Here is an 18,567-nt window from a genome sequence, read left to right on the forward strand (position 1 = left end):
CCTATCCTTTGGCAGCTTTCGCCCATGCCTTCAACAGCTTCGTTGTCTTAGGCTAAGACCCGGTGTCTCAGCTAAGACGTGGACGCATGATCGGGCGCGGTGGTCGTGTCCGAGTGTGAGATTTTAAATTTTACCGCCAATTTTGGTTCGGAAAATTCGATAAGGATGCGGGGCATCGGAATTAGGCCCTCGCGGTCGGAGAATTCACCGCCAACTCTGACATGATTTCGGTCACATTTGGATAGCCAGCGGAACACAGGTGTTTGCCTAAAAGCATCGATCGTATTCCGCGCTATTTCTCCCCGCGTGGCAGCAGCCGCTTCCTCCCCCGACGCGCCCGCCGCGATACGTGACTTCACTCCAACCAGGAGGCTGTGGCATATGGTAGTCCGGTCGAGCGGCTCCGCGAAAAAATGCAGGCGATTCTCGGGGTTCTTATTAACTCGGAATTCCATTTGGCCACTTCTCGCACGTCACACTTTGTAGTGGTGGTATCGATCATCGGTTAACGAATCCGGCCGTTTGCGAAATCGGTTGGGCACCCGTTCACCGCGAGCGCTATACTGAGTTGATGGATTCGCTCGTTCCCCTTCAGTCCCGCCCGCTAACGGACGCCGAAGAGGTAATAGCGCGGGGGATGTTCGGTGAGGCATTGGACTATTCCGTCATCCAGATATTTCGCCGTAAATGGGCGTTCTTCCAGCCTCGAAAAGTCACGATGGCGCCACGCGGCAACATCCATTTCCATCCCGACGGCGACGCCTACTGCGACTGCTTCGCCAGCAACAGCCGGCACTGGCAAGGGCATCTGATCCACGAGCTGGTTCACGTTTGGCAGCATCAGCAGGGCGTGAACCTCGTTCTGCGCCGGCATCCGTTCTGCCGCTACAGCTATTCAATCAAGCCCGGCTGGACGCTCGATCGCTATGGGATCGAGCAGCAGGCCGAGATCGTGCGGCACACCTTCCTGCTTCGTCACGGTATCACGGTGCCGGGTGCGCCTCCGCTGCCGACGCTGGAAAGCATTCTGCCGTTCAAAACCGCGTAATTCCGAGATTTCCGCCTGTGTGTGCTACTTTATGATAGACGCACATCTCGTGGATGAACAGGCCCTGCTCGCCGAGCGGGGCGGCGGCGAAATCGTCGCTGTAGAGATCGCCGTGCGGATGGAAATGGATCCGCCCGCGCGGCGCCATAACAACGTGGCGCGGCTGGAAGAACGCCCATTTATGGTCGCACAGCTCGACACGCCCATAGTCGATCGTGTCGCCATAGACGGTGCGGGCGAGCGCCACCTCGCCCGCGGTGAGAGGCCGCGCGCCCACTTGATCAGGTTACTTGGTGGCGGGCGGGGGATCGCCGGCGGCGACAACGCGTGCGTCCTGCTGGATCCGCGTCGCATCGGCGAAGGTAAAGGTGAAGGTAATCGTGCCGCCGGGCTTCACCGCCGGATTGAGATCGAACACCATGACGTGCTTGCCGCCCGGCGCGAAGGCGACCTTTGCCTTGGCGGGCACGGGCACCTGGGGAACCGCGTTCATCGTCATGGCGCCGTTCGCAGTCGCCATCGATTCGTGGATCTCGGTACGGATCGCGACATCGGTGCTGACGCTGACCAGCGTCGCGTCGGTCGGCCCGCCGTGGATCGTGAAATACCCCGCTGCCGGCCGCCCCTCGACCGCGGCGAGCCGTACCCACGCATCGCTGACGTAGAGCTGCTTCTCCTGCGCGCAGCCCGCCAGCGCGATTCCGGTGGCGAGAAGCGCGGTGGTGGCGCGGAACATGGAACTCTCCTGAAAGCGCTGGAACAGCCGCCACGCTACGCCCGCGCCGGGTGTGCGACAAGATGCGCCCGGGGTGTCCGCCCAAGGGACGACGCGCGCTTCGGCACGTGTCTTGCGGCACGCCAAGCGCCACCTATATCGCGCTTCGTCAACGCTGTTGCGTCGCCGTAACGGGACGCGGCGGCACAGTTTTTTTGTTCAAGCAGGGGCTAGAAGAGCACTCATGGCAAAAGTTATCGGTATCGATCTGGGCACCACCAACAGCTGCGTCGCAGTGATGGAAGGCGGCAAGCCCAAGGTGATCGAGAATGCGGAAGGCGCGCGCACCACGCCGTCGATCGTCGCCTTCGCCAAGGACGGCGAGCGGCTGGTCGGCCAGCCGGCGAAGCGCCAGGCGGTGACGAACGGCGACAACACGATCTTCGCGGTGAAGCGCCTGATCGGCCGCCGGTTCGACGATCCGATCACCAAGAAGGACACCGAGCTGGTCCCCTATCACATCGTGAAGGGCGGCAACGGCGACGCGTGGGTGCAGGCCGGCGGCAAGGATTATTCGCCGTCGCAGATCAGCGCCTTCACGCTGCAGAAGATGAAGGAAACCGCCGAGAGCTATCTTGGCGAGACGGTGACGCAGGCCGTCATCACCGTGCCGGCATACTTCAACGACGCGCAGCGCCAGGCGACCAAGGACGCCGGCCTGATCGCGGGCCTCGAAGTGCTGCGCATCATCAATGAGCCGACCGCGGCGGCGCTGGCCTATGGTCTGGAGAAGCAGGACGGCAAGACGATCGCGGTCTACGACCTTGGCGGCGGCACCTTCGACGTCTCGATCCTCGAGATCGGCGACGGCGTGTTCGAGGTGAAGTCGACCAACGGCGACACGTTCCTGGGCGGTGAGGACTTCGACAACAAGGTCGTCGAATATCTCGCCGAGGGCTTCAAGAAGGACGAGGGCATCGACCTCGCCAAGGACAAGCTTGCACTGCAGCGCCTGAAGGAAGCGGCCGAGAAGGCGAAGATCGAGCTGTCGTCGGCGGCCTCGACCGAGGTGAACCTGCCGTTCATCACCGCCGACCAGAACGGGCCGAAGCACCTCGTCCGCACGATCACCCGCACCGATCTCGAAAAGCTGGTCGACAGCCTGATCCAGCGCACGATCGAGCCGATGAAGAAGGCGCTCGCCGATGCCGGCGTCAAGGCCAGCGACATCAGCGAAGTGGTGCTGGTGGGCGGCATGACGCGCATGCCCAAGGTGCGCGAGGCGGTGAAGAACTTCTTCGGCAAGGATCCGCACACCGGCGTGAACCCCGACGAGGTGGTCGCGATGGGCGCGGCGATCCAGGCGGGCGTGCTGCAGGGCGACGTCAAGGACGTGCTGCTGCTCGACGTGACGCCGCTGTCGCTCGGCATCGAGACTCTCGGTGGCGTGTTCACCCGCATGATCGATCGCAACACCACGATTCCGACCAAGAAGTCGCAGACCTACTCCACCGCTGACGACAATCAGGGTGCGGTGACGATCCGCGTCTTCCAGGGCGAGCGTGAGATGGCGGCTGACAACAAGATGCTCGGTCAGTTCGATCTCGTCGGCATCCCGCCGGCGCCGCGTGGCGTGCCGCAGATCGAGGTGACGTTCGACATCGACGCCAACGGCATCGTCAACGTTTCGGCGAAGGACAAGGGCACCGGCAAGGAGCAGCAGATTCGCATCCAGGCGTCGGGCGGTCTGTCGGACGCGGACATCGACAAGATGGTGCGCGAGGCCGAGCAGTTCGCCGAGGAGGACAAGAAGCGCAAGGCAGGCGCCGAGGCGAAGAACAACGCCGAGAGCCTGATCCATACCACCGAGCGCCAGCTTGCCGACAATGGCGACAAGGTCGACGAGGCGTTGAAGGGTGAGATCCAGACCGCGATCGACGCTGCCAAGGCGGCGGTCGAGGGTGGCGATCCCGATGCGATGAACGAGAAGAGCCAGGCGCTTGCGCAGGTCGCGATGAAGCTTGGCCAGGCGATCTACGAGAAGCAGCAGCAGGCAGAGGCGTCCCCGGATGCCGACGCCGGCGACGCGCCGAAGCAGGACGATGTGGTCGACGCCGAGTTCTCCGAAGTCGACGACAATCAGAAGGCGTGAGGCGTTCGCCCCTTCCCTTGGAGGGAGGGGGCGGCCGACCGAAGTGAAGGCGTAAGCGATGCATAAGTCCGTCCGTCCCGCGCTTGTCGCAGCACCGGACCTGTCTTTACCGGGTTCGCCGGTGATGACCGGAACGACCGCTGGGCAGGCGTGGGGCGGGCGGCTGCTCGTATCTGCGGGGGCGGATCAGTGACCGAAGTCGATTTCTACGAACTGCTCGAAGTCGAGCGGACCGCGGATGCGGGCACGATCAAGTCGTCGTACCGCAAGCTCGCGATGAAATACCATCCGGACAAGAACGCCGGGTGCAAGGATTCCGAGGCGAAGTTCAAGGCGGTGAGCGAGGCGTACGACTGCCTCAAGGATCCGCAGAAGCGCGCTGCCTACGACCGCTTCGGCCATGCCGCGTTCCGCAACGGCGGCGGCGGTGGTGGCGGCCAGGGCCAAGACTTCTCGGGCTTCTCTGACATCTTCGAGAGCGTGTTCGGCGAGTTCATGGGCGGCCGCGCCGGCGGCCGCAGCCAGGTCCGCCGCGGCGCCGACCTGCGCTACGACATGGAGATCACGCTCGAGGAGGCGTATCACGGCAAGTCGGCGGAGATCACCGTCGACGTTACTGCCGCATGCGACACGTGCCACGGATCGGGCGCGCGCGCCGGCAGCCGTCCGCACGCCTGCAATACCTGCGGCGGGCACGGCAAGGTGCGTGCGCAGCAGGGCTTCTTCGTCGTCGAGCGTGCCTGCCCGGTGTGCAACGGATCGGGCCAGGTGATCGATGATCCGTGCCCTGACTGCCGCGGCGACGGGCGCGTCGAGCGGACCAAGACGCTGACGGTCGAAATCCCGCCGGGCGTCGACGAGGGGACGCGCGTGCGGATGACGGGCGAGGGCGAGGCGGGTGCGCGCGGCGCGCCGCCGGGCGACCTCTACATCTTCCTCCACGTCAAGCGGCACGCGCTGTTCGAGCGTGAGGGGACGACGCTGTTTGCGCGCGCGCCTATCAGCTTCACCACCGCGGCGCTCGGCGGATCGCTGACGATCCCCGGGCTCGACGGGCGCAACCACGAGGTGCGCATCCCCGTCGGCATCCAGTCGGGCAAGCAACTGCGTCAGCGCGGCGCGGGCATGCCTGTGCTGCAGGGCCGCGGCCATGGCGATCTGGTGATCCAGATCGAGGTCGAGACGCCGACCAAGCTGTCGACGCGGCAGCGCGCGCTGCTCGAGGAATTCCGCGAGACCGAGACCGGCGACGAATGCCCTGCATCGCAAGGCTTTTTCGCGCGTTTGAAGAATGCGTTCGCCGGCGAATAGCGTCGATCAGGGCAGGGCGCGAAGGAGTTGGACCGATGCGCACGCTGTTCCCTCTCGCGATCGCCGTCGCGATCATCGCCGCACCCGGCGCCGCGCGGGATCGTAACGCGATCCCCGCGGCGACGCCGGTCGGCAAGCCGCAGAACTGCATCCCGATCCGCAGCATTCGCGAGAGCCTGGTGCGCAGCGACCGGATCATCGATTTCCGCATGAACGGCAATCGCTACTATCGCGTCACGCTCGATCGCGGATGCCCGCAGCTCGGCTTCGAACGGCGTTTCAGCTATTCGACGTCGCTCAGCCAGCTCTGCGCGCAGGATATCATCACCGTGCTGCAGACGACGCCGGTGATGGCGGGGCCAAGCTGCGGCCTTGCGCCATTCCAGCCGGTGATGCTCGCCAAGTAACGCTGTCCGAAAACCGGCTGGCGCGCACGCATTGCGCCTGCTAGGCGAAACGCCACGCACCCGTAGCTCAGCTGGATAGAGCGCTGCCCTCCGAAGGCAGAGGCCACAGGTTCGAATCCTGTCGGGTGCGCCAAGGCTTTCATATCATCCCGTCAGCTGCGGGATTGCGATACGTCGCAGCGGCGCTGTTACACAAGTTGCGCCAAGGCGGATTGGCTGGGCGGCATTGGTCGGTAAGGTGTTCGCTTGGCGCTCCGTGCCAGCGTCGTACCCCGTCAATTGAAGCGCGAGATCCGATGAGCGACCAGATCCTGATCTTTTACGGTTCGTATCGATCCGATCGGCAGGGGATTAAGCTCGCCCGTTGGTTGGTCGAGGCGTTCGCCGCGCGCGGGGCGAGCGCCGAGCTGATCGACGCGAAGGCGATCGACCTGCCGCTGCTCGACCGCATGTACAAGGAATATCCCAGCGGCGAGGCGCCGGCGAAACTCGAAGCGCTGGCGGGAAAGATCAAGGCGGCCGACGCGTTCGTCTTCGTTGCCGGCGAGTATAATTGGGGCGTCCAGCCCGGGCTCAAGAATCTCACCGATCACTTTTTGGAAGAGTGGTTCTGGCGCCCCGCGGCGATCGCCAGCTACTCGGCGGGGAGGTTCGCCGGCGCGCGCGTCGGGTTGCAGTGGCACGGCACGCTATCCGAAATGGGTATGGTGGTGATATCGAGCGCGCTCGCGGTGGGCGGGATCGGCCATGCCTTTGACGCGGACGGCAAGCCGGCCGGCGAGGGCGGTGCGTCGCTGGCCCGTGCCTTTCCGCGCTTCGCCGACGATCTCGCGTGGTGGACCGAGGCCGCACGCGCGCAGCGCGCCCGGCGCGATCCGCCATATTGACACGGCGCGCGACTGCGGCGGAAGCGTCGCTGCGCGGAATGAGATCGATTGTCCCCGCCGATCATCCGCCGGTTATCAACGGGCGGCTTCGACCGCGAAGCGTCGCCAATCGCGCCTGGTAAGAAGATGGAGGCCCGACCGGGAATCGAACCCGGGTGCAAGGATTTGCAGTCCTCTGCGTCACCACTCCGCCATCGGGCCTCGATGCGAGCGAGGGCGGGCTGATGCGGCGCGCGCGCTTCGCTGTCAAGCGCGCCATTGGCGCAACGCTGCCGCCGCGATAAAGCACGCCCTCCGATGACGTGTATTGCCATGATAAAACAGCTGTGCGACAGGTGAACCGATGACGACGACGATCGAACGCCCCGAAGATTTCGCTGCGATGCGCATCGCGATGGTGGCCAGCCAGTTGCGCCCCAATGCCGTGTCCGACCCGCGTGTGGTCGCTGCAATGGCGGACGTGCCGCGCGAGCGCTTCGTGCCCGAAGCGCAGGCGAGCGTCGCTTATCGCGACGCGCTGCTGCCGTTGGGGCAGGGGCGGACGGCCAACCTTCCGATCGCGACAGGCCGGCTGCTGACCGAGGCGCGGCTGCAGCCCGGCGATCGCGTGCTGCTGATCGGTGCGGCGAGCGGCTATACCGCCGCGGTGCTGGCGCGGCTCGTCGCGCACGTTGTGGCGGTCGAGGTCGATCCCGCGCTCGCCGGGGTCGCGCAGCGGACGCTGGCCGGGGAACATCGCGTCACCGTCATCGAGGGGCCGCTCGAGCGCGGCCACGCCGCCGACGGGCCGTACGACGTGCTTGTCATCGACGGCGCGGTCGAGGCGATCCCATCGACGCTGGTGACGCAGGTGGTGCCGGGCGGCCGGATCGTCGGCGGGTTGATCGAGCGCGGCGTGACCCGCCTCGCTGCCGGTCGGCGCAGCGAGGGAGGCTTCGCGATGATCGACTTCGCCGATATCGATTGTGCGATCCTGCCCGGCTTCGCCGCCCCGCCCAAGTTCACCTTCTGACGTCGATCCCCCGTCGATTGCCCGCGTAAGGACCGAAATGAAGCGCGCCGTTCCTCTTGCTGCCCTGCTCTCGCTTGCCGCGACGCCCGCCGCCGCCGACACGCTGCGCGAGGCGCTCGCGCGTGCCTATAAAGACAATCCGACGCTGACCGGCAGCCGCGCGCAGCAGCGCGCGACCGATGAGACGGTGCCGATCGCACGCGCCGCCGGCATCCCGACGCTCGGCACGAACGCGGGCTATAACGAGAATTTCCTGCAGACCGGCAATTCGCTGACCAACCCGGCGCGCCAGCTGACCGCGTTCGCGGGCGTGACCGTTCCCGTCTACCAGGGCGGGGCAGTGAAAAATTCGGTGCGCGCTGCGGAGACGCGAGTCGAGGCGGGGCAGGCGGGGCTGCGCAGCACGGAGGCGACCACCTTCACCGATGTCGTCGCGGCCTATAACAACGTGCTCCGCGACGAGGCGATCGTCGGCCTCAACACGCAGAACGTGCGCGTGCTCGGCACCAATTTGCGCGCCAGCCGCGATCGGTTCCAGGTCGGCGATCTGACGCGAACCGACGTCGCCCAGTCCGAAGCGCGGCTGAGCCTGGCGCGCGCGCAATTGCAAACCGCGCAGGCGAATCTCGTGTCGAGCCGCGAAAATTACGTGCGGCTCGTCGGCCAGGCGCCGGGCGTGCTCGAGCCGCCGCCGCCGCTCCCGAATCTGCCGAACTCCCCCGACGCGGCGGTCGACGTGGCGATGCAGAACAATCCCGCGCTGCTCGCCGCGCAGAAGACGCGCGACGCCACCGCCTATGACGTGCGCGTGGCGCAGGCCGGGCGGCTGCCGCAGGTGGGCGTGACGGTCGGCGAGCAATACAACAATTTCCTCGGCTCGCTGGGGGCGGGGCAGGGGTTCACCACGATCCAGTCGGGTGCGGCGACAACCGTCGGGCTGCAGCTGCAGCTGCCGATCTTTCAGGGCGGGCGCGTCTCGGCGCAGATCCGTCAAGCGCGTGCGCTGCGCGGGCAAGCGATCGAGAATGCGACCGCGACCGAGCGGCAGGTGATCGCCTCGGCCCGTTCGGCGTATGCGATCTGGCGTTCGTCGCTCGAGGTGATCGCCTCGAGTGAGACCGCCGTCAACGCGAACAAGCTCAGCCTCGAAGGCGTGCGCGCCGAGAACAGCGTCGGCAACCGCACCATCCTCGACATCCTCAACGCCGAGCAGGAGCTGCTCAACAGTCAGGTGACGCTCGTTACCGCGCGGCGCGACGCCTATGTCGCTGGCTTCGCCCTGCTCGCTGCGATGGGTGAGGCGGAGGCGCGCGACCTCGGGCTCGACGGCGGGCCGCTGTACGACCCGACGGTGAACTACCGCAACGTCCGTCGCAGCATCTCCGACTTCCGCGACGGTCCGCAGCCGCAGGCGGAAGCGCCCGGTACGCGCAACATCCCGGCGCAGAACGCAACGGTCACCCGCCCGCTCGATCCGGCGCTCAAGAGCGATGTTGACAGGAGCCCGGCGTTGACGACAGGTGAGAACGCACCGAACCGCTGATCGTCGGCGGCTTCGCGGGACCTGGGGTGGATTGCGCGCATGGGGGATGTCAGCGCCGAGCCGTCGATGGAGGACATCCTGTCCTCGATCAAACGCATCATCGCCGAGGACGGCGACGATCGGCCCGCGCGCCCGCGCCGCCAGGCGCCGCCGCGCGGGACCGCGCTTCATGCTGTCGACGACGAGGCGGAGGAGGTGCTCGAGCTGAGCGATCCGATGCCGCCGAGCCCACCGCCCGCGCGCACTGAACCCCGTGCCGCCGCTTCGCCGACGCGCGAGCCCGCGTTGCGCGAGGCGCCGACGCCATCACCTGCCGTCGCCGCGAGCCCCGAACCGACGATCGTGTCCGAGCAGACCGCGCAGGCGACGCGCAGCACGCTCGATTCGCTATCGCGCCTGCTGGTGAAGCCCGAGGCGCCGAGCGACGGCACGCTCGAGGGGCTGGTGCGCGAGATGCTTCGCCCGATGCTGCGCGAGTGGCTCGACGCGAACCTGCCGGCGCTGGTCGAGACGCTGGTCGCGCGCGAGATCACCAAAATCACGCGCGGCCAGTAAGCTCCGGCGCAAGGGCCGCGTCGATCGGCGATTGTCGCGTCCGATACGATCTGCTCTAGTCGCGCGCCATGAGAATGCTCCTTTGCGCGAGCCTGATCGCGCTCGCCGCCGCCCCGCTTGCTGCCCAGACGACAGGCGTGACTCAACCACGCCCGGCCGGTCGCCCGCTCACGATCGAGGACGTGACGATGCTGAGCCGCATCGGTGCGCCGACCGTCTCGAAGGACGGGCGCTGGATGGTGTGGGCACAGCGCGAGACCGACATCGACGCCGATCGCGGCCGCTACGATCTGTGGCGCCTCGATCTGTCGCGCGCCGGCGCGGCCCCGCAGAAGCTGCTGGCGGACCCGCAGAAGGACGAGAACGATCCGCAGATCGTCGACGCGACGGTATACTTCACGATGGACGATGCGATCTGGTCGATCCCCGTCACGGGCGGTACGCCGCGCAAGCTGACGAGCTTCGTCGGCGGGTTCAACGGCTTCAAGGTCGCGCCGACGGGTGACCGGATCGTCGTGTGGGCGGATCGCCTGCCGGGCGCGCCGAGCCTCGAGCAGCCGATGGTCAAGAAGCGTGCCGATGCCGGCGTGGGTCGCACCTATGACAAGCTGTTCGTGCGCCACTGGGATACGTGGGCGGACGGCACGCGCCAGCAGCTCTTCGTCCTGCCGCTGACCGCGGCGGGCGCGCGGGGCAACGGCAAGGCAGTCGTCGGCGCACTTGTCGGCGATACGCCGTCCAAGCCGTTCGGCGGGGCGGAGGAAGTCGCGTGGAGCCCCGATGGCCGCACGCTCTACTTCGCGCTGCGCGAGGCGGGGCGGATCGAGCCGACCTCGACCAACCTCGATATCTTCGCAGTGCCGGCGGACGGCAGCGCTGCGCCGGTCAATCTGACCGATGCGAACGACGCGACCGACAATCTGCCGACCGTGTCGCCCGATGGTCGCAAGCTCGCCTATTTCGCGATGCGTCGACCGGGGTACGAGGCTGACCGCCAGGTGCTGACGGTGCGCGATCTCGCCACGGGGCAGGTCACCTCGCTGACCGAGCGCTGGGATCGCTCGGTTGGCTCGATCGCCTGGGCACCTGATTCGCGTAGCCTCTACGTCACGGCCGACGATACCCAGGAAACACCGCTGTTCCGCGTCGATGCGGCCACCGGCGAGGTCACGCGGCTGACGCAGCAGGGGCATGTGTCGGCAGTGGCAGTGACGCCGGCTGGGCCAGTGGTGGCGATCGATTCGCTCACTGCCCCGGCCGATTTCTACCGCGTCGTGGGCACCGCCGCGCCGCAGCGGCTCACCAGCGTCAACGCCGCGAGGCTCGCCGGCATCGCGATGCCGATGGTCGAGCGGTTCAGTTTCACCGGGGCGAACAACGACACCGTCTGGGGCTATGCGGTGAAGCCCGCGAATAGCACCGGCAAGGTGCCGATCGCTTACATGGTCCACGGCGGGCCGCAGGGATCAAGCAACAACAGCTGGTCTTATCGCTGGAATCCGGCGGTGTTCGCGGGTGCCGGCTACGGCCTCGTCGCGGTCGATTTCCACGGCTCGACCGGCTACGGCCAGGCCTTCACCGACGCGATCCGCAACAATTGGGGCGGCTGGCCGCTGGAGGATCTCAAGAAGGGGCTCGCCGCCGCGACCAGCAAGTTCAGCTGGCTCGATGGCGACAAGGCCTGCGCGCTCGGCGCCTCCTACGGTGGCTATATGATGAACTGGATCGAGGGGCAGTGGCCCGATCGCTTCAAGTGCATCGTCCAGCACGACGGCGTGTTCGACGCCCGCGCCATGGCGTACGAGACCGAGGAATTGTGGTTCGACGAGTGGGAGCACGGCGGCAAGACCTATTACGAGGATCCGCAGGCGTTCGAGAAGTGGAATCCGGTGAACCATGTCGCGAAATGGAAGACGCCGCAGCTCGTCATCACCAGCGAGAAGGACTTCCGCATCCCCTACACGCAGGGGCTGGCGGCGTTCACCGCGCTCCAGCGGCGCGAGATCCCGTCGCGGCTGCTGGTGTTTCCGAACGAGAACCACTGGGTGCTCAAGCCGAAGAACTCGCGGCAATGGTATCGTGAGGTGATCGGCTGGATGGACACGTGGACCGGGAAGGCGTCGGCCAACTGAGCCGCCCGTCTTCCGGGTCTCCGGACTGAGATCGCGCTGCTTTTCTACTGCGATCGCATGGCAGCGCGGTTCGTGACGTTCGGGGCGGCGTGATGGTGGGGCGGGGACTTGGGTTCCCCCCACCGCCCCGCTATGGCCTCGCGGCATGAGCGAGCTGCCCAAGACCTTCGACCCCGCCGCGATCGAATCCCGCTGGTACAGCCATTGGGAGGAAAACGGCCTGTTCCGTCCCGAGCGTCCCGGCGCTGAGCCGTGGACGATCGTCAATCCGCCGCCCAACGTCACCGGCTCGCTCCACATCGGCCACGCGCTCGACAACACGCTGCAGGACATCCTGACGCGTCACGCGCGGCTGAAGGGCAAGGACGCGCTTTGGGTCGTCGGCACCGATCACGCCGGCATCGCCACCCAAATGGTGGTCGAGCGGCAGATGGCGCTCCGCCAGCAGAAGCGCACCGACTTCACCCGTGACGAATTCGTCGCCAAGGTGTGGGAATGGAAGGCGGAGAGCGGCGGCCAGATCACCGGCCAGCTGCGCCGCCTGGGCTGCTCGATGGACTGGGCCAACGAGCGGTTCACGATGGACGAGGGCTTCTCGAAGGCCGTGCTCAAGGTCTTCGTCGAGCTTCACCGCCAGGGCCTGCTCTATCGTGACAAGCGGCTGGTGAACTGGGATCCGGGCCTCGGCACTGCGATCAGCGATCTCGAGGTCGAGACGCGCGAGGTGAAGGGCCAATTTTGGCGGCTGGGCTACCCGTTGGAAGATGGCTCGGGTTTCATCGAGGTTGCGACGACGCGCCCCGAGACGATGCTCGCCGACATGGCGGTGGCGGTCCACCCGACGGACGAGCGCTACACTGCGCTGATCGGTAAGAACGTGCGCCTGCCGATCACTGGCCGCCTGATCCCGATCGTCGCCGACGAACACGCTGATCCCGAGTTGGGCAGCGGTGCGGTGAAGATCACCCCAGGGCACGACTTCAATGACTTCGAGGTGGGCAAGCGCGCAGGCATGAAGGCCGGCGAGATGCTCAACATGCTCGATGCCAAGGCGAACATCGTTCAGGTCGCCGACGGGCTGATCCCCGCCGAGCTGCTCGGGCTGTCAACCGCGGAGGCGCGCAAGGCAGTGGTTGCGCGATTGAAGGCCGAGGGCGTTCTCGTGCCTTATGTCGACAAGGACGGCGCGGAGCACGATGCCGAGCCGCGCACGATCCAGACGCCGTTCGGCGATCGCTCCGGCGTCGTCATCGAGCCGTGGCTGACGGACCAATGGTATGTCGACGCCAAGACGCTGGCGCAGCCCGCGATCGAGGCGGTGAAGTCCGGCGCGATCCGCCTCGTCCCCAAGACGTGGGAGAAGACCTACTTCAACTGGATGGAGAACATCCAACCGTGGTGCGTCTCGCGTCAGCTGTGGTGGGGCCATCATATCCCGGCGTGGTTTGGGCCCTCCAAGAGCGACCTTGGCCTAGAGGTTGTGCATACCGAAGCGCAGGGTCTCAGCCGCCCTAGCTTTGTTGGTATGAGCTTCGAGGAGGTTAGAGCAGAGGCTGCTAAGTACTACGGCGTCCAGCCGGAGCGGATCGTCGAAGCAGCGGATTCGCAGCAGGCGGCGGGATTTGCGCCCGGTTCGGAAGTTCCGGAGCACGTTCTGGCCGAAGGAATACCATCAATCGGTCCGATCTCGTTGTGGCGCGATCCCGACGTGCTCGACACCTGGTTCTCCTCCGCGCTCTGGCCCTTCGCCACGATGGGCTGGCCGGAGAATAGCGATCCCACGCTCGGCGGGCGCTATCCCAACGACGTGCTGATCTCGGGCTTCGACATCCTGTTCTTCTGGGATGCGCGCATGATGATGCAGGGCATGCACTTCATGAAGGATGTGCCCTTCAAGACGCTCTACCTGCATGGCCTGGTCCGCGCGGCGGACGGCGCTAAGATGTCCAAGTCCAAGGGCAATACGGTCGATCCGCTCGGCCTGATCGACAAGTACGGCGCAGACGCACTGCGCTTCTTCATGGCGGCGATGGAAAGCCAGGGCCGCGACATCAAGATGGATGAGAAGCGGGTCGAGGGCTATCGCAACTTCGCGACCAAGCTGTGGAATGCAAGTCGCTTCTGCCAGGCGAACGGCATCGGCGGATCGACCACGCTGGAGCCGCCGGCGGCAACCTCCGCGGTCAACAAATGGATCGTCGGCGAGGCGATCAAGGCGATCCAGTCGGTCGACCTCGCGCTCGGCGAATATCGCTTCGATGCCGCGGCGAACGCCATCTACCAGTTCGTGTGGAGCCAGTTCTGCGACTGGTATCTCGAACTCATCAAGCCTGTCCTGAGCAAAGCCGAAGGAGGTTCGATCGACGAGGAGACGAAGGCGGTCGCCGGCTGGGTGCTCGACCAGATCCTGATCGTGCTCCACCCCTTCATGCCGTTCATCACCGAGGAGCTGTGGCACGCGCTCAGCGACCGCGATCATGACCTGATCGTCGCGCACTGGCCGATGGCCGATGCGCGCGCGATCGATCCGGCGGCGGCGCAGGAGATCGACTGGCTGATCCGTCTCGTCAGTGAAGTCCGCTCCAGCCGCACCGAGCTGAACGTGCCGCCGGGCGCGCGACTTCCCTATGCGGTGACGGATGCGAACGCCGAGACGCAGGCGCGCCTCGATCGCAACGCCGCAACGATCGCGCGCCTTGCGCGGGTTAATCCGGGCGAAGTCGCAGGCGGGACGGCGCAGGTGGTGGTGGAGGAAGCCACGTTCCGCCTCGCGCTGGGCGACGTGATCGATCTCGCCGCCGAACGCGCGCGCCTCGCCAAGGCGATCGCCGCGGCGGAGAAGGAGCGCGACGGGCTCGCCGGCCGGCTCGGCAATGCGAGCTTCGTCGAGCGCGCGAAGCCCGAGGCGGTCGAGAAGGCGCGTGCCGATCACGCCGAGAAGGCAGCGGAGGCTGAGCGGTTGGCGGCGGCGCTTTCCCGCCTGGGGTAAGCTCGCGGACGTCGTTCCTGCCGAATGCACGACGCCGGTGGGCGAGCAGCGCTGTCGTGCCTCGCGCGCGCGGTGGCGCATTGCCGGGCGTTGCCCCGGTCCAGCGTCGACTAGATCGGTATCGGCCGTACAACGCTGCGGGCGCCCGGCCGGTCGGTAGCCGATCCGCGTAGGCCGCGCGGCCTTGGTGTCGCCCTCGACACCACAGCGGCTCGACGCAACCGCGCGCCTGAAGCTGTGGCACGAGCTCTCGGGGCTACGCCGGCGTTCCTGCCTGCCGCCGCGATCCAGTTGCGGCTTGTCGTGCCCGCGCACGTGCCGCAAGGTGGATCGTGACCGGAACAATGCCGGCGCCGGGGATTAGGGGAGCGTGATGGAAGAACCGGTCCCCCAGTTGCGCCCCGGCCAGCGCGATCTCACCACCGGGCCGATCGGATCGGCGCTGCTGATGTTCGCGCTGCCGACACTCGCCTCGAACGTGCTGCAATCGGCGAACGGATCGATCAATGCGATCTGGGTCGGGCGCTTTCTGGGCGAAGGGGCGCTGGCGGCCACCTCGAACGCCAACATCATCATGTTTCTGATGTTCGGCGCGGTGTTCGGCTTCGGCATGGCGGCGACGATCATCGTCGGGCAGAGCTGGGGACGGCGCGACATCGAGGCGGCGCGGCGTGCGTTCGGTTCGGCGATCGGCCTCGTGCTTGCGGGATCGGTGATCGTCGGGGCGCTTGGCTGGGTATTCGCGCCGCAGATCCTCACCGCGCTCGCCACCCCGGCCGATGCCTTTACCCCAGCACTCGATTACCTCCGCGTCATCTTTCTCGCGTTGCCGGCCTCGATGCTGCTGGTGCTGATGTTCATGGGGCTGCGCGGCACGGGTGATTCGGTGACGCCCTTGTGGTTTATGGGGCTCGCCGTGGTGATCGATGCGGGGATGAACCCGCTGCTGATCGCCGGCATGGGGCCGTTTCCGCGGATGGGCATCGCGGGCTCTGCCACCGCGACGCTGATCGCCAACATCGTCGCGCTCGGCGCGCTGGTCGGCTGGATTGCGTGGCGCGATCTGCCCCTGCGGCTGAAGGGGGCGGAGATCCGCTACATCCTGCCTGAACGCACGCTGGTGCGCACGATCGTCGGCAAGGGGCTGCCGATCGGTGCGCAGATGCTGGTGCTGTCGACCAGCGCGCTGGCGATGGTGGGCCTCGTCAACCGCAACGGCATCGATACCGTCGCCGCCTACGGCATCGTCCAGCAATTGTGGGGTTATGTGCAGATGCCGGCGATGGCGATCGGCGCGGCGGTATCGGCGATGGCGGCGCAGAATATCGGCGCGGGGCGGTGGGATCGCGTCGCGCGGATCACGCGATCCGGCCTTTTCTACAACATCGGGCTGACCGGCGTGACGGTCGCGCTGGTGCTGTTCTTCGATACGACGATCATCGGGCTGTTCATCCCCGGCGGCAGCCCGGCGCTGCCGATCGCGCAGCATATCAATCTGCTCGCCACCTGGGGGTTCATCATGTTCGGCGGCACGATGGTGCTGTTCGGCGTCGTGCGCGCGAACGGCGCGGTGTGGGGCCCGCTCGCGATCCTGACGATCGCGATGTTCCCGGTGCGGCTCGGCGTTGCGTTCGCGCTTCAGCCGCTGCTCGGGCCTGATGCGCTGTGGTGGAGCTTCCCGATCGGATCGGCGGCGAACGTCGCGCTCGCCGCGCTATATTATCGCTACGGCGGCTGGCGCGAAGGCGGGCTGCTGGTGCCGGAGGACCATTGCGAGGAACGCAGCCACGCCGATATCGAGCCGGCCGGCCAGTTGAAGCCGGTGAGCTAGGCGGCTTCGGCGGGCGCGGGGACCATCACGCGGATCACCCCGGCGGCGATCTTCGCGCGGATCGGGGTATGCGCCAGCACCTCGCCGTCGATCGATATCGGCAAGCTCGGCCGCGTGTCGACCTTCAAGTCGCAGCCGGTGAACGTCACCGTATCCTGGTGCCGCGACTCCATCCCGAAGAAGCTCGCGAACCAGTTCTTGAACAAGGTGCGCTTGTAGCGTGCAGTGACCGCCTGGACGACGATCTTGCCCGAATCGACGTGCGCCTCGTCCACCAGCCAGGTGCCGCCGTGATACGGCCCGTTCGAGATGCGCACCTCGACCACGCGCATGCGCTGCTCGCCCGTCCCATCGTCGACGGTTAGCATGAAGGGGCGGAACTTGGCGAACTGTAGACCCGCCCAGCCGAGATAGCCGACGCGTCCCAGAACCTTCTTCAGATTGTGCGGCACCGTCTCGGCGATTTGCGGCGAAAGGCCCATCGCCGCGCAATTGGCAAAGTAGTCGTCGTCGATCATGCCCAGATCGATGCGTCGCGGCACGCCGGTGCGGAAGACGTCGATCGCCCCGTCGATGCCGAGCGGCAGGCCTAGCGTGCGCGCGAAGCTGTTGGCGGTGCCGAGCGGGAGGACGCCGAGGATCACGTCGTGCCCGACGAGCAGATCGACCAGCCCGCTGATCGTCCCGTCGCCGCCGCCGAGGATAACGAGATCGGGCTTCTTCTCCAGCGCACGGCGCACCGTGCGTTCGAGATGCTCGGGGTTCTTCACCGCGTGTGCGTCGACCGGAAAGGGCAGGTCGCGCATGCGGGCGCAAGCACGCTTGAAAAGCTTTTGCCCTTTGCGAGACTTGGCGTTGACGATCAGCGCGGCGGACTTGATCTCATTCATGCCCGCCAAACGCGCGAGCGGCAGTTTCGCCCCCGTAACGCTTGCGATGGCGAACGCTGCGGCGCAAGGCGGACGCATGCACGCCCCGTTCCCCGCGCTACGCCTGCGCCGCACCCGGTCCGCCGCGTGGAGCCGCCGCCTCCACCGCGAAACGACGCTGACCCCGGCGGATTTCATCTGGCCGCTGTTCATCGCAGAGGGCGAGGGCGTGGAAGAGCCGATCGCCAGCCTGCCCGGCGTGTCGCGCTGGTCGGTCGACGGCATCGTCGCTCGTGCGCGCGAAGCGCGGGCGCTGGGCATTCCGTGCCTCGCCTTCTTCCCCAACACGCCGGCCCATCTGCGTAGCGAGGACGGGCGCGAGGCGCTCAATCCCGACAATCTGATGTGCCGCGCGATCCGCGCGGTGAAGGATGCGGTACCCGATATCGGCATCCTCACCGACGTCGCGCTCGATCCCTATACCGCGCACGGACACGACGGGTTGGTCGACACGGCGGGCTATGTCGTCAACGACGCGACGGTCGAGATCCTCGTCGGCCAGTCGCTCAACCAGGCGGCGGCAGGGGCGGACATCATCGCGCCGTCGGACATGATGGACGGACGCGTCGGCACGATCCGCGCGGCGCTGGAGGCGGAGGGCCACGCCAACGTCCAGATCATGGCCTATGCCGCAAAATACGCCAGCGCCTTCTACGGCCCGTTCCGCGACGCGGTCGGCAGTCGCGGGCTGTTGAAAGGCGACAAGGCGACGTACCAGATGGATCACGGCAACGCCGAGGAAGCGCTGCGCGAGGTCGCGCTCGACCTCGCCGAGGGGGCCGACAGCGTGATGGTGAAGCCGGGGCTGCCGTATCTTGATATCGTCGCGCGGGTGAAGCAGCGTTTCGAGGTGCCCGTCTTTGCCTATCAGGTGTCGGGCGAATATGCGATGATCGAAGCGGCCGTCGCCGCCGGCGCCGCGGATCGCGACGCGATCGTGCTCGAGACGCTGACGGCGTTCAAGCGTGCAGGTTGCTCGGGCGTGCTGACGTATCACGCGGTTCATGCCGCGCGTCTGCTCGGAGCGTGAGCGGGGCGCGGCTCCGCACGATATCG

General features: G+C 66.6%; 15 protein-coding genes and 2 tRNA genes. 13 read left to right on the forward strand and 4 right to left on the reverse strand.

Annotation, left to right across the window (positions count from 1 at the left end; genetic code table 11):
• Positions 1-571: 571 nt before the first annotated feature.
• Positions 572-1,048 (forward strand): vgr related protein, encoded by a 477-nt coding sequence (locus tag F1C10_RS00320; protein WP_185207779.1) that lies wholly within the window; start codon positions 572-574, stop codon positions 1,046-1,048.
• Here F1C10_RS00320 and F1C10_RS00325 read toward each other — a convergent pair.
• Complete coding sequence (locus tag F1C10_RS00325; RefSeq protein WP_185207781.1) at positions 1,035-1,325, reverse strand: hypothetical protein; 291 nt, start codon at positions 1,323-1,325, stop codon at positions 1,035-1,037. The genes F1C10_RS00320 and F1C10_RS00325 overlap by 14 nt on opposite strands.
• A gap of 9 nt (positions 1,326-1,334) precedes the next feature.
• Complete coding sequence (locus F1C10_RS00330) at positions 1,335-1,784, reverse strand: copper chaperone PCu(A)C (protein WP_185207782.1); 450 nt, start codon at positions 1,782-1,784, stop codon at positions 1,335-1,337.
• 223 nt (positions 1,785-2,007) lie between these two features.
• Here F1C10_RS00330 and dnaK point away from each other — a divergent pair, with 223 nt between their 5' ends.
• The 5 genes from dnaK (at position 2,008) to F1C10_RS00355 (ending at position 6,520) form a co-directional block, all read left to right on the forward strand.
• Entirely contained in the window at positions 2,008-3,915 is a 1,908-nt protein-coding gene (gene dnaK / locus F1C10_RS00335; protein ID WP_185207792.1) for a molecular chaperone DnaK, read from the forward strand.
• A 189-nt stretch (positions 3,916-4,104) separates the two neighbouring features.
• Positions 4,105-5,226 carry a molecular chaperone DnaJ gene (gene dnaJ / locus F1C10_RS00340; protein ID WP_185207794.1) on the forward strand — a complete coding sequence of 374 codons (1,122 nt, stop codon included), beginning with the start codon at positions 4,105-4,107 and terminating at the stop codon, positions 5,224-5,226.
• 35 nt (positions 5,227-5,261) lie between these two features.
• On the forward strand, positions 5,262-5,633 hold the full coding sequence (locus tag F1C10_RS00345; protein WP_185207796.1) for a hypothetical protein: 372 nt from the start codon (positions 5,262-5,264) through the stop codon (positions 5,631-5,633).
• Between the two features lie 56 nt (positions 5,634-5,689).
• A tRNA-Arg gene (locus F1C10_RS00350) sits at positions 5,690-5,766 on the forward strand.
• Positions 5,767-5,929: 163 nt separating this feature from the next.
• Positions 5,930-6,520, forward strand: a complete 591-nt coding sequence (locus F1C10_RS00355) for an NADPH-dependent FMN reductase (RefSeq protein WP_185207798.1) — start codon at positions 5,930-5,932, stop codon at positions 6,518-6,520.
• A gap of 127 nt (positions 6,521-6,647) precedes the next feature.
• On the opposite strand, the gene F1C10_RS00360 is transcribed toward F1C10_RS00355, so the two are convergent.
• Positions 6,648-6,721: transfer RNA gene (locus F1C10_RS00360), tRNA-Cys, on the reverse strand.
• A gap of 142 nt (positions 6,722-6,863) precedes the next feature.
• On the opposite strand from F1C10_RS00360, the gene F1C10_RS00365 reads away from it, so the two are divergent.
• The 6 genes from F1C10_RS00365 to F1C10_RS00390 all read left to right on the forward strand — a co-directional run bounded on the left by F1C10_RS00365 (position 6,864) and on the right by F1C10_RS00390 (position 16,582).
• Entirely contained in the window at positions 6,864-7,532 is a 669-nt protein-coding gene (locus F1C10_RS00365) for a protein-L-isoaspartate O-methyltransferase (RefSeq protein WP_185207800.1), read from the forward strand.
• A gap of 37 nt (positions 7,533-7,569) precedes the next feature.
• The gene (locus F1C10_RS00370) at positions 7,570-9,075 is read left to right on the forward strand and encodes a TolC family outer membrane protein (RefSeq protein ID WP_185207802.1); all 1,506 of its coding nucleotides are present in this window, start codon (positions 7,570-7,572) and stop codon (positions 9,073-9,075) included.
• 39 nt (positions 9,076-9,114) lie between these two features.
• Complete coding sequence (locus F1C10_RS00375; RefSeq protein ID WP_185207804.1) at positions 9,115-9,630, forward strand: DUF2497 domain-containing protein; 516 nt, start codon at positions 9,115-9,117, stop codon at positions 9,628-9,630.
• Between the two features lie 68 nt (positions 9,631-9,698).
• Positions 9,699-11,762: a S9 family peptidase gene (locus F1C10_RS00380; RefSeq protein WP_185207806.1), complete on the forward strand. Its 2,064-nt coding sequence runs from the start codon at positions 9,699-9,701 to the stop codon at positions 11,760-11,762.
• A 145-nt stretch (positions 11,763-11,907) separates the two neighbouring features.
• The gene (locus tag F1C10_RS00385) at positions 11,908-14,751 is read left to right on the forward strand and encodes a valine--tRNA ligase (RefSeq protein ID WP_185207814.1); all 2,844 of its coding nucleotides are present in this window, start codon (positions 11,908-11,910) and stop codon (positions 14,749-14,751) included.
• A gap of 373 nt (positions 14,752-15,124) precedes the next feature.
• Entirely contained in the window at positions 15,125-16,582 is a 1,458-nt protein-coding gene (locus F1C10_RS00390) for an MATE family efflux transporter (RefSeq protein ID WP_185207816.1), read from the forward strand.
• Here the strand turns inward: F1C10_RS00390 and F1C10_RS00395 are convergent.
• Positions 16,579-17,472, reverse strand: a complete 894-nt coding sequence (locus F1C10_RS00395) for a diacylglycerol kinase family protein (protein WP_185207823.1) — start codon at positions 17,470-17,472, stop codon at positions 16,579-16,581. The two genes, F1C10_RS00390 and F1C10_RS00395, sit on opposite strands and share 4 nt — an antisense overlap.
• A 76-nt stretch (positions 17,473-17,548) precedes the next feature.
• On the opposite strand from F1C10_RS00395, the gene hemB reads away from it, so the two are divergent.
• Positions 17,549-18,541, forward strand: a complete 993-nt coding sequence (hemB, locus tag F1C10_RS00400; RefSeq protein ID WP_185207825.1) for a porphobilinogen synthase — start codon at positions 17,549-17,551, stop codon at positions 18,539-18,541.
• The last annotated feature ends 26 nt before the right edge of the window (positions 18,542-18,567 follow it).

Source organism: Sphingomonas sp. NBWT7, assembly GCF_014217605.1.
Classification (GTDB): domain Bacteria; phylum Pseudomonadota; class Alphaproteobacteria; order Sphingomonadales; family Sphingomonadaceae; genus Sphingomonas.

Bases quoted from the DNA above. Each gene is read 5' to 3' on its own strand.
- dnaK (WP_185207792.1), top strand. From the start codon at position 2,008: ATGGCAAAAGTTATCGGTATCGATCTGGGCACCACCAACAGCTGCGTC.
- F1C10_RS00365 (WP_185207800.1), top strand. From the start codon at position 6,864: ATGACGACGACGATCGAACGCCCCGAAGATTTCGCTGCGATGCGCATC.
- F1C10_RS00355 (WP_185207798.1), top strand. From the start codon at position 5,930: ATGAGCGACCAGATCCTGATCTTTTACGGTTCGTATCGATCCGATCGG.
- F1C10_RS00380 (WP_185207806.1), top strand. From the start codon at position 9,699: ATGAGAATGCTCCTTTGCGCGAGCCTGATCGCGCTCGCCGCCGCCCCG.
- F1C10_RS00370 (WP_185207802.1), top strand. From the start codon at position 7,570: ATGAAGCGCGCCGTTCCTCTTGCTGCCCTGCTCTCGCTTGCCGCGACG.
- F1C10_RS00345 (WP_185207796.1), top strand. From the start codon at position 5,262: ATGCGCACGCTGTTCCCTCTCGCGATCGCCGTCGCGATCATCGCCGCA.
- F1C10_RS00395 (WP_185207823.1), bottom strand. From the start codon at position 17,472: ATGAATGAGATCAAGTCCGCCGCGCTGATCGTCAACGCCAAGTCTCGC.
- F1C10_RS00375 (WP_185207804.1), top strand. From the start codon at position 9,115: ATGGGGGATGTCAGCGCCGAGCCGTCGATGGAGGACATCCTGTCCTCG.
- F1C10_RS00330 (WP_185207782.1), bottom strand. From the start codon at position 1,784: ATGTTCCGCGCCACCACCGCGCTTCTCGCCACCGGAATCGCGCTGGCG.
- F1C10_RS00390 (WP_185207816.1), top strand. From the start codon at position 15,125: ATGGAAGAACCGGTCCCCCAGTTGCGCCCCGGCCAGCGCGATCTCACC.
- hemB (WP_185207825.1), top strand. From the start codon at position 17,549: ATGCACGCCCCGTTCCCCGCGCTACGCCTGCGCCGCACCCGGTCCGCC.
- F1C10_RS00385 (WP_185207814.1), top strand. From the start codon at position 11,908: ATGAGCGAGCTGCCCAAGACCTTCGACCCCGCCGCGATCGAATCCCGC.
- F1C10_RS00320 (WP_185207779.1), top strand. From the start codon at position 572: ATGGATTCGCTCGTTCCCCTTCAGTCCCGCCCGCTAACGGACGCCGAA.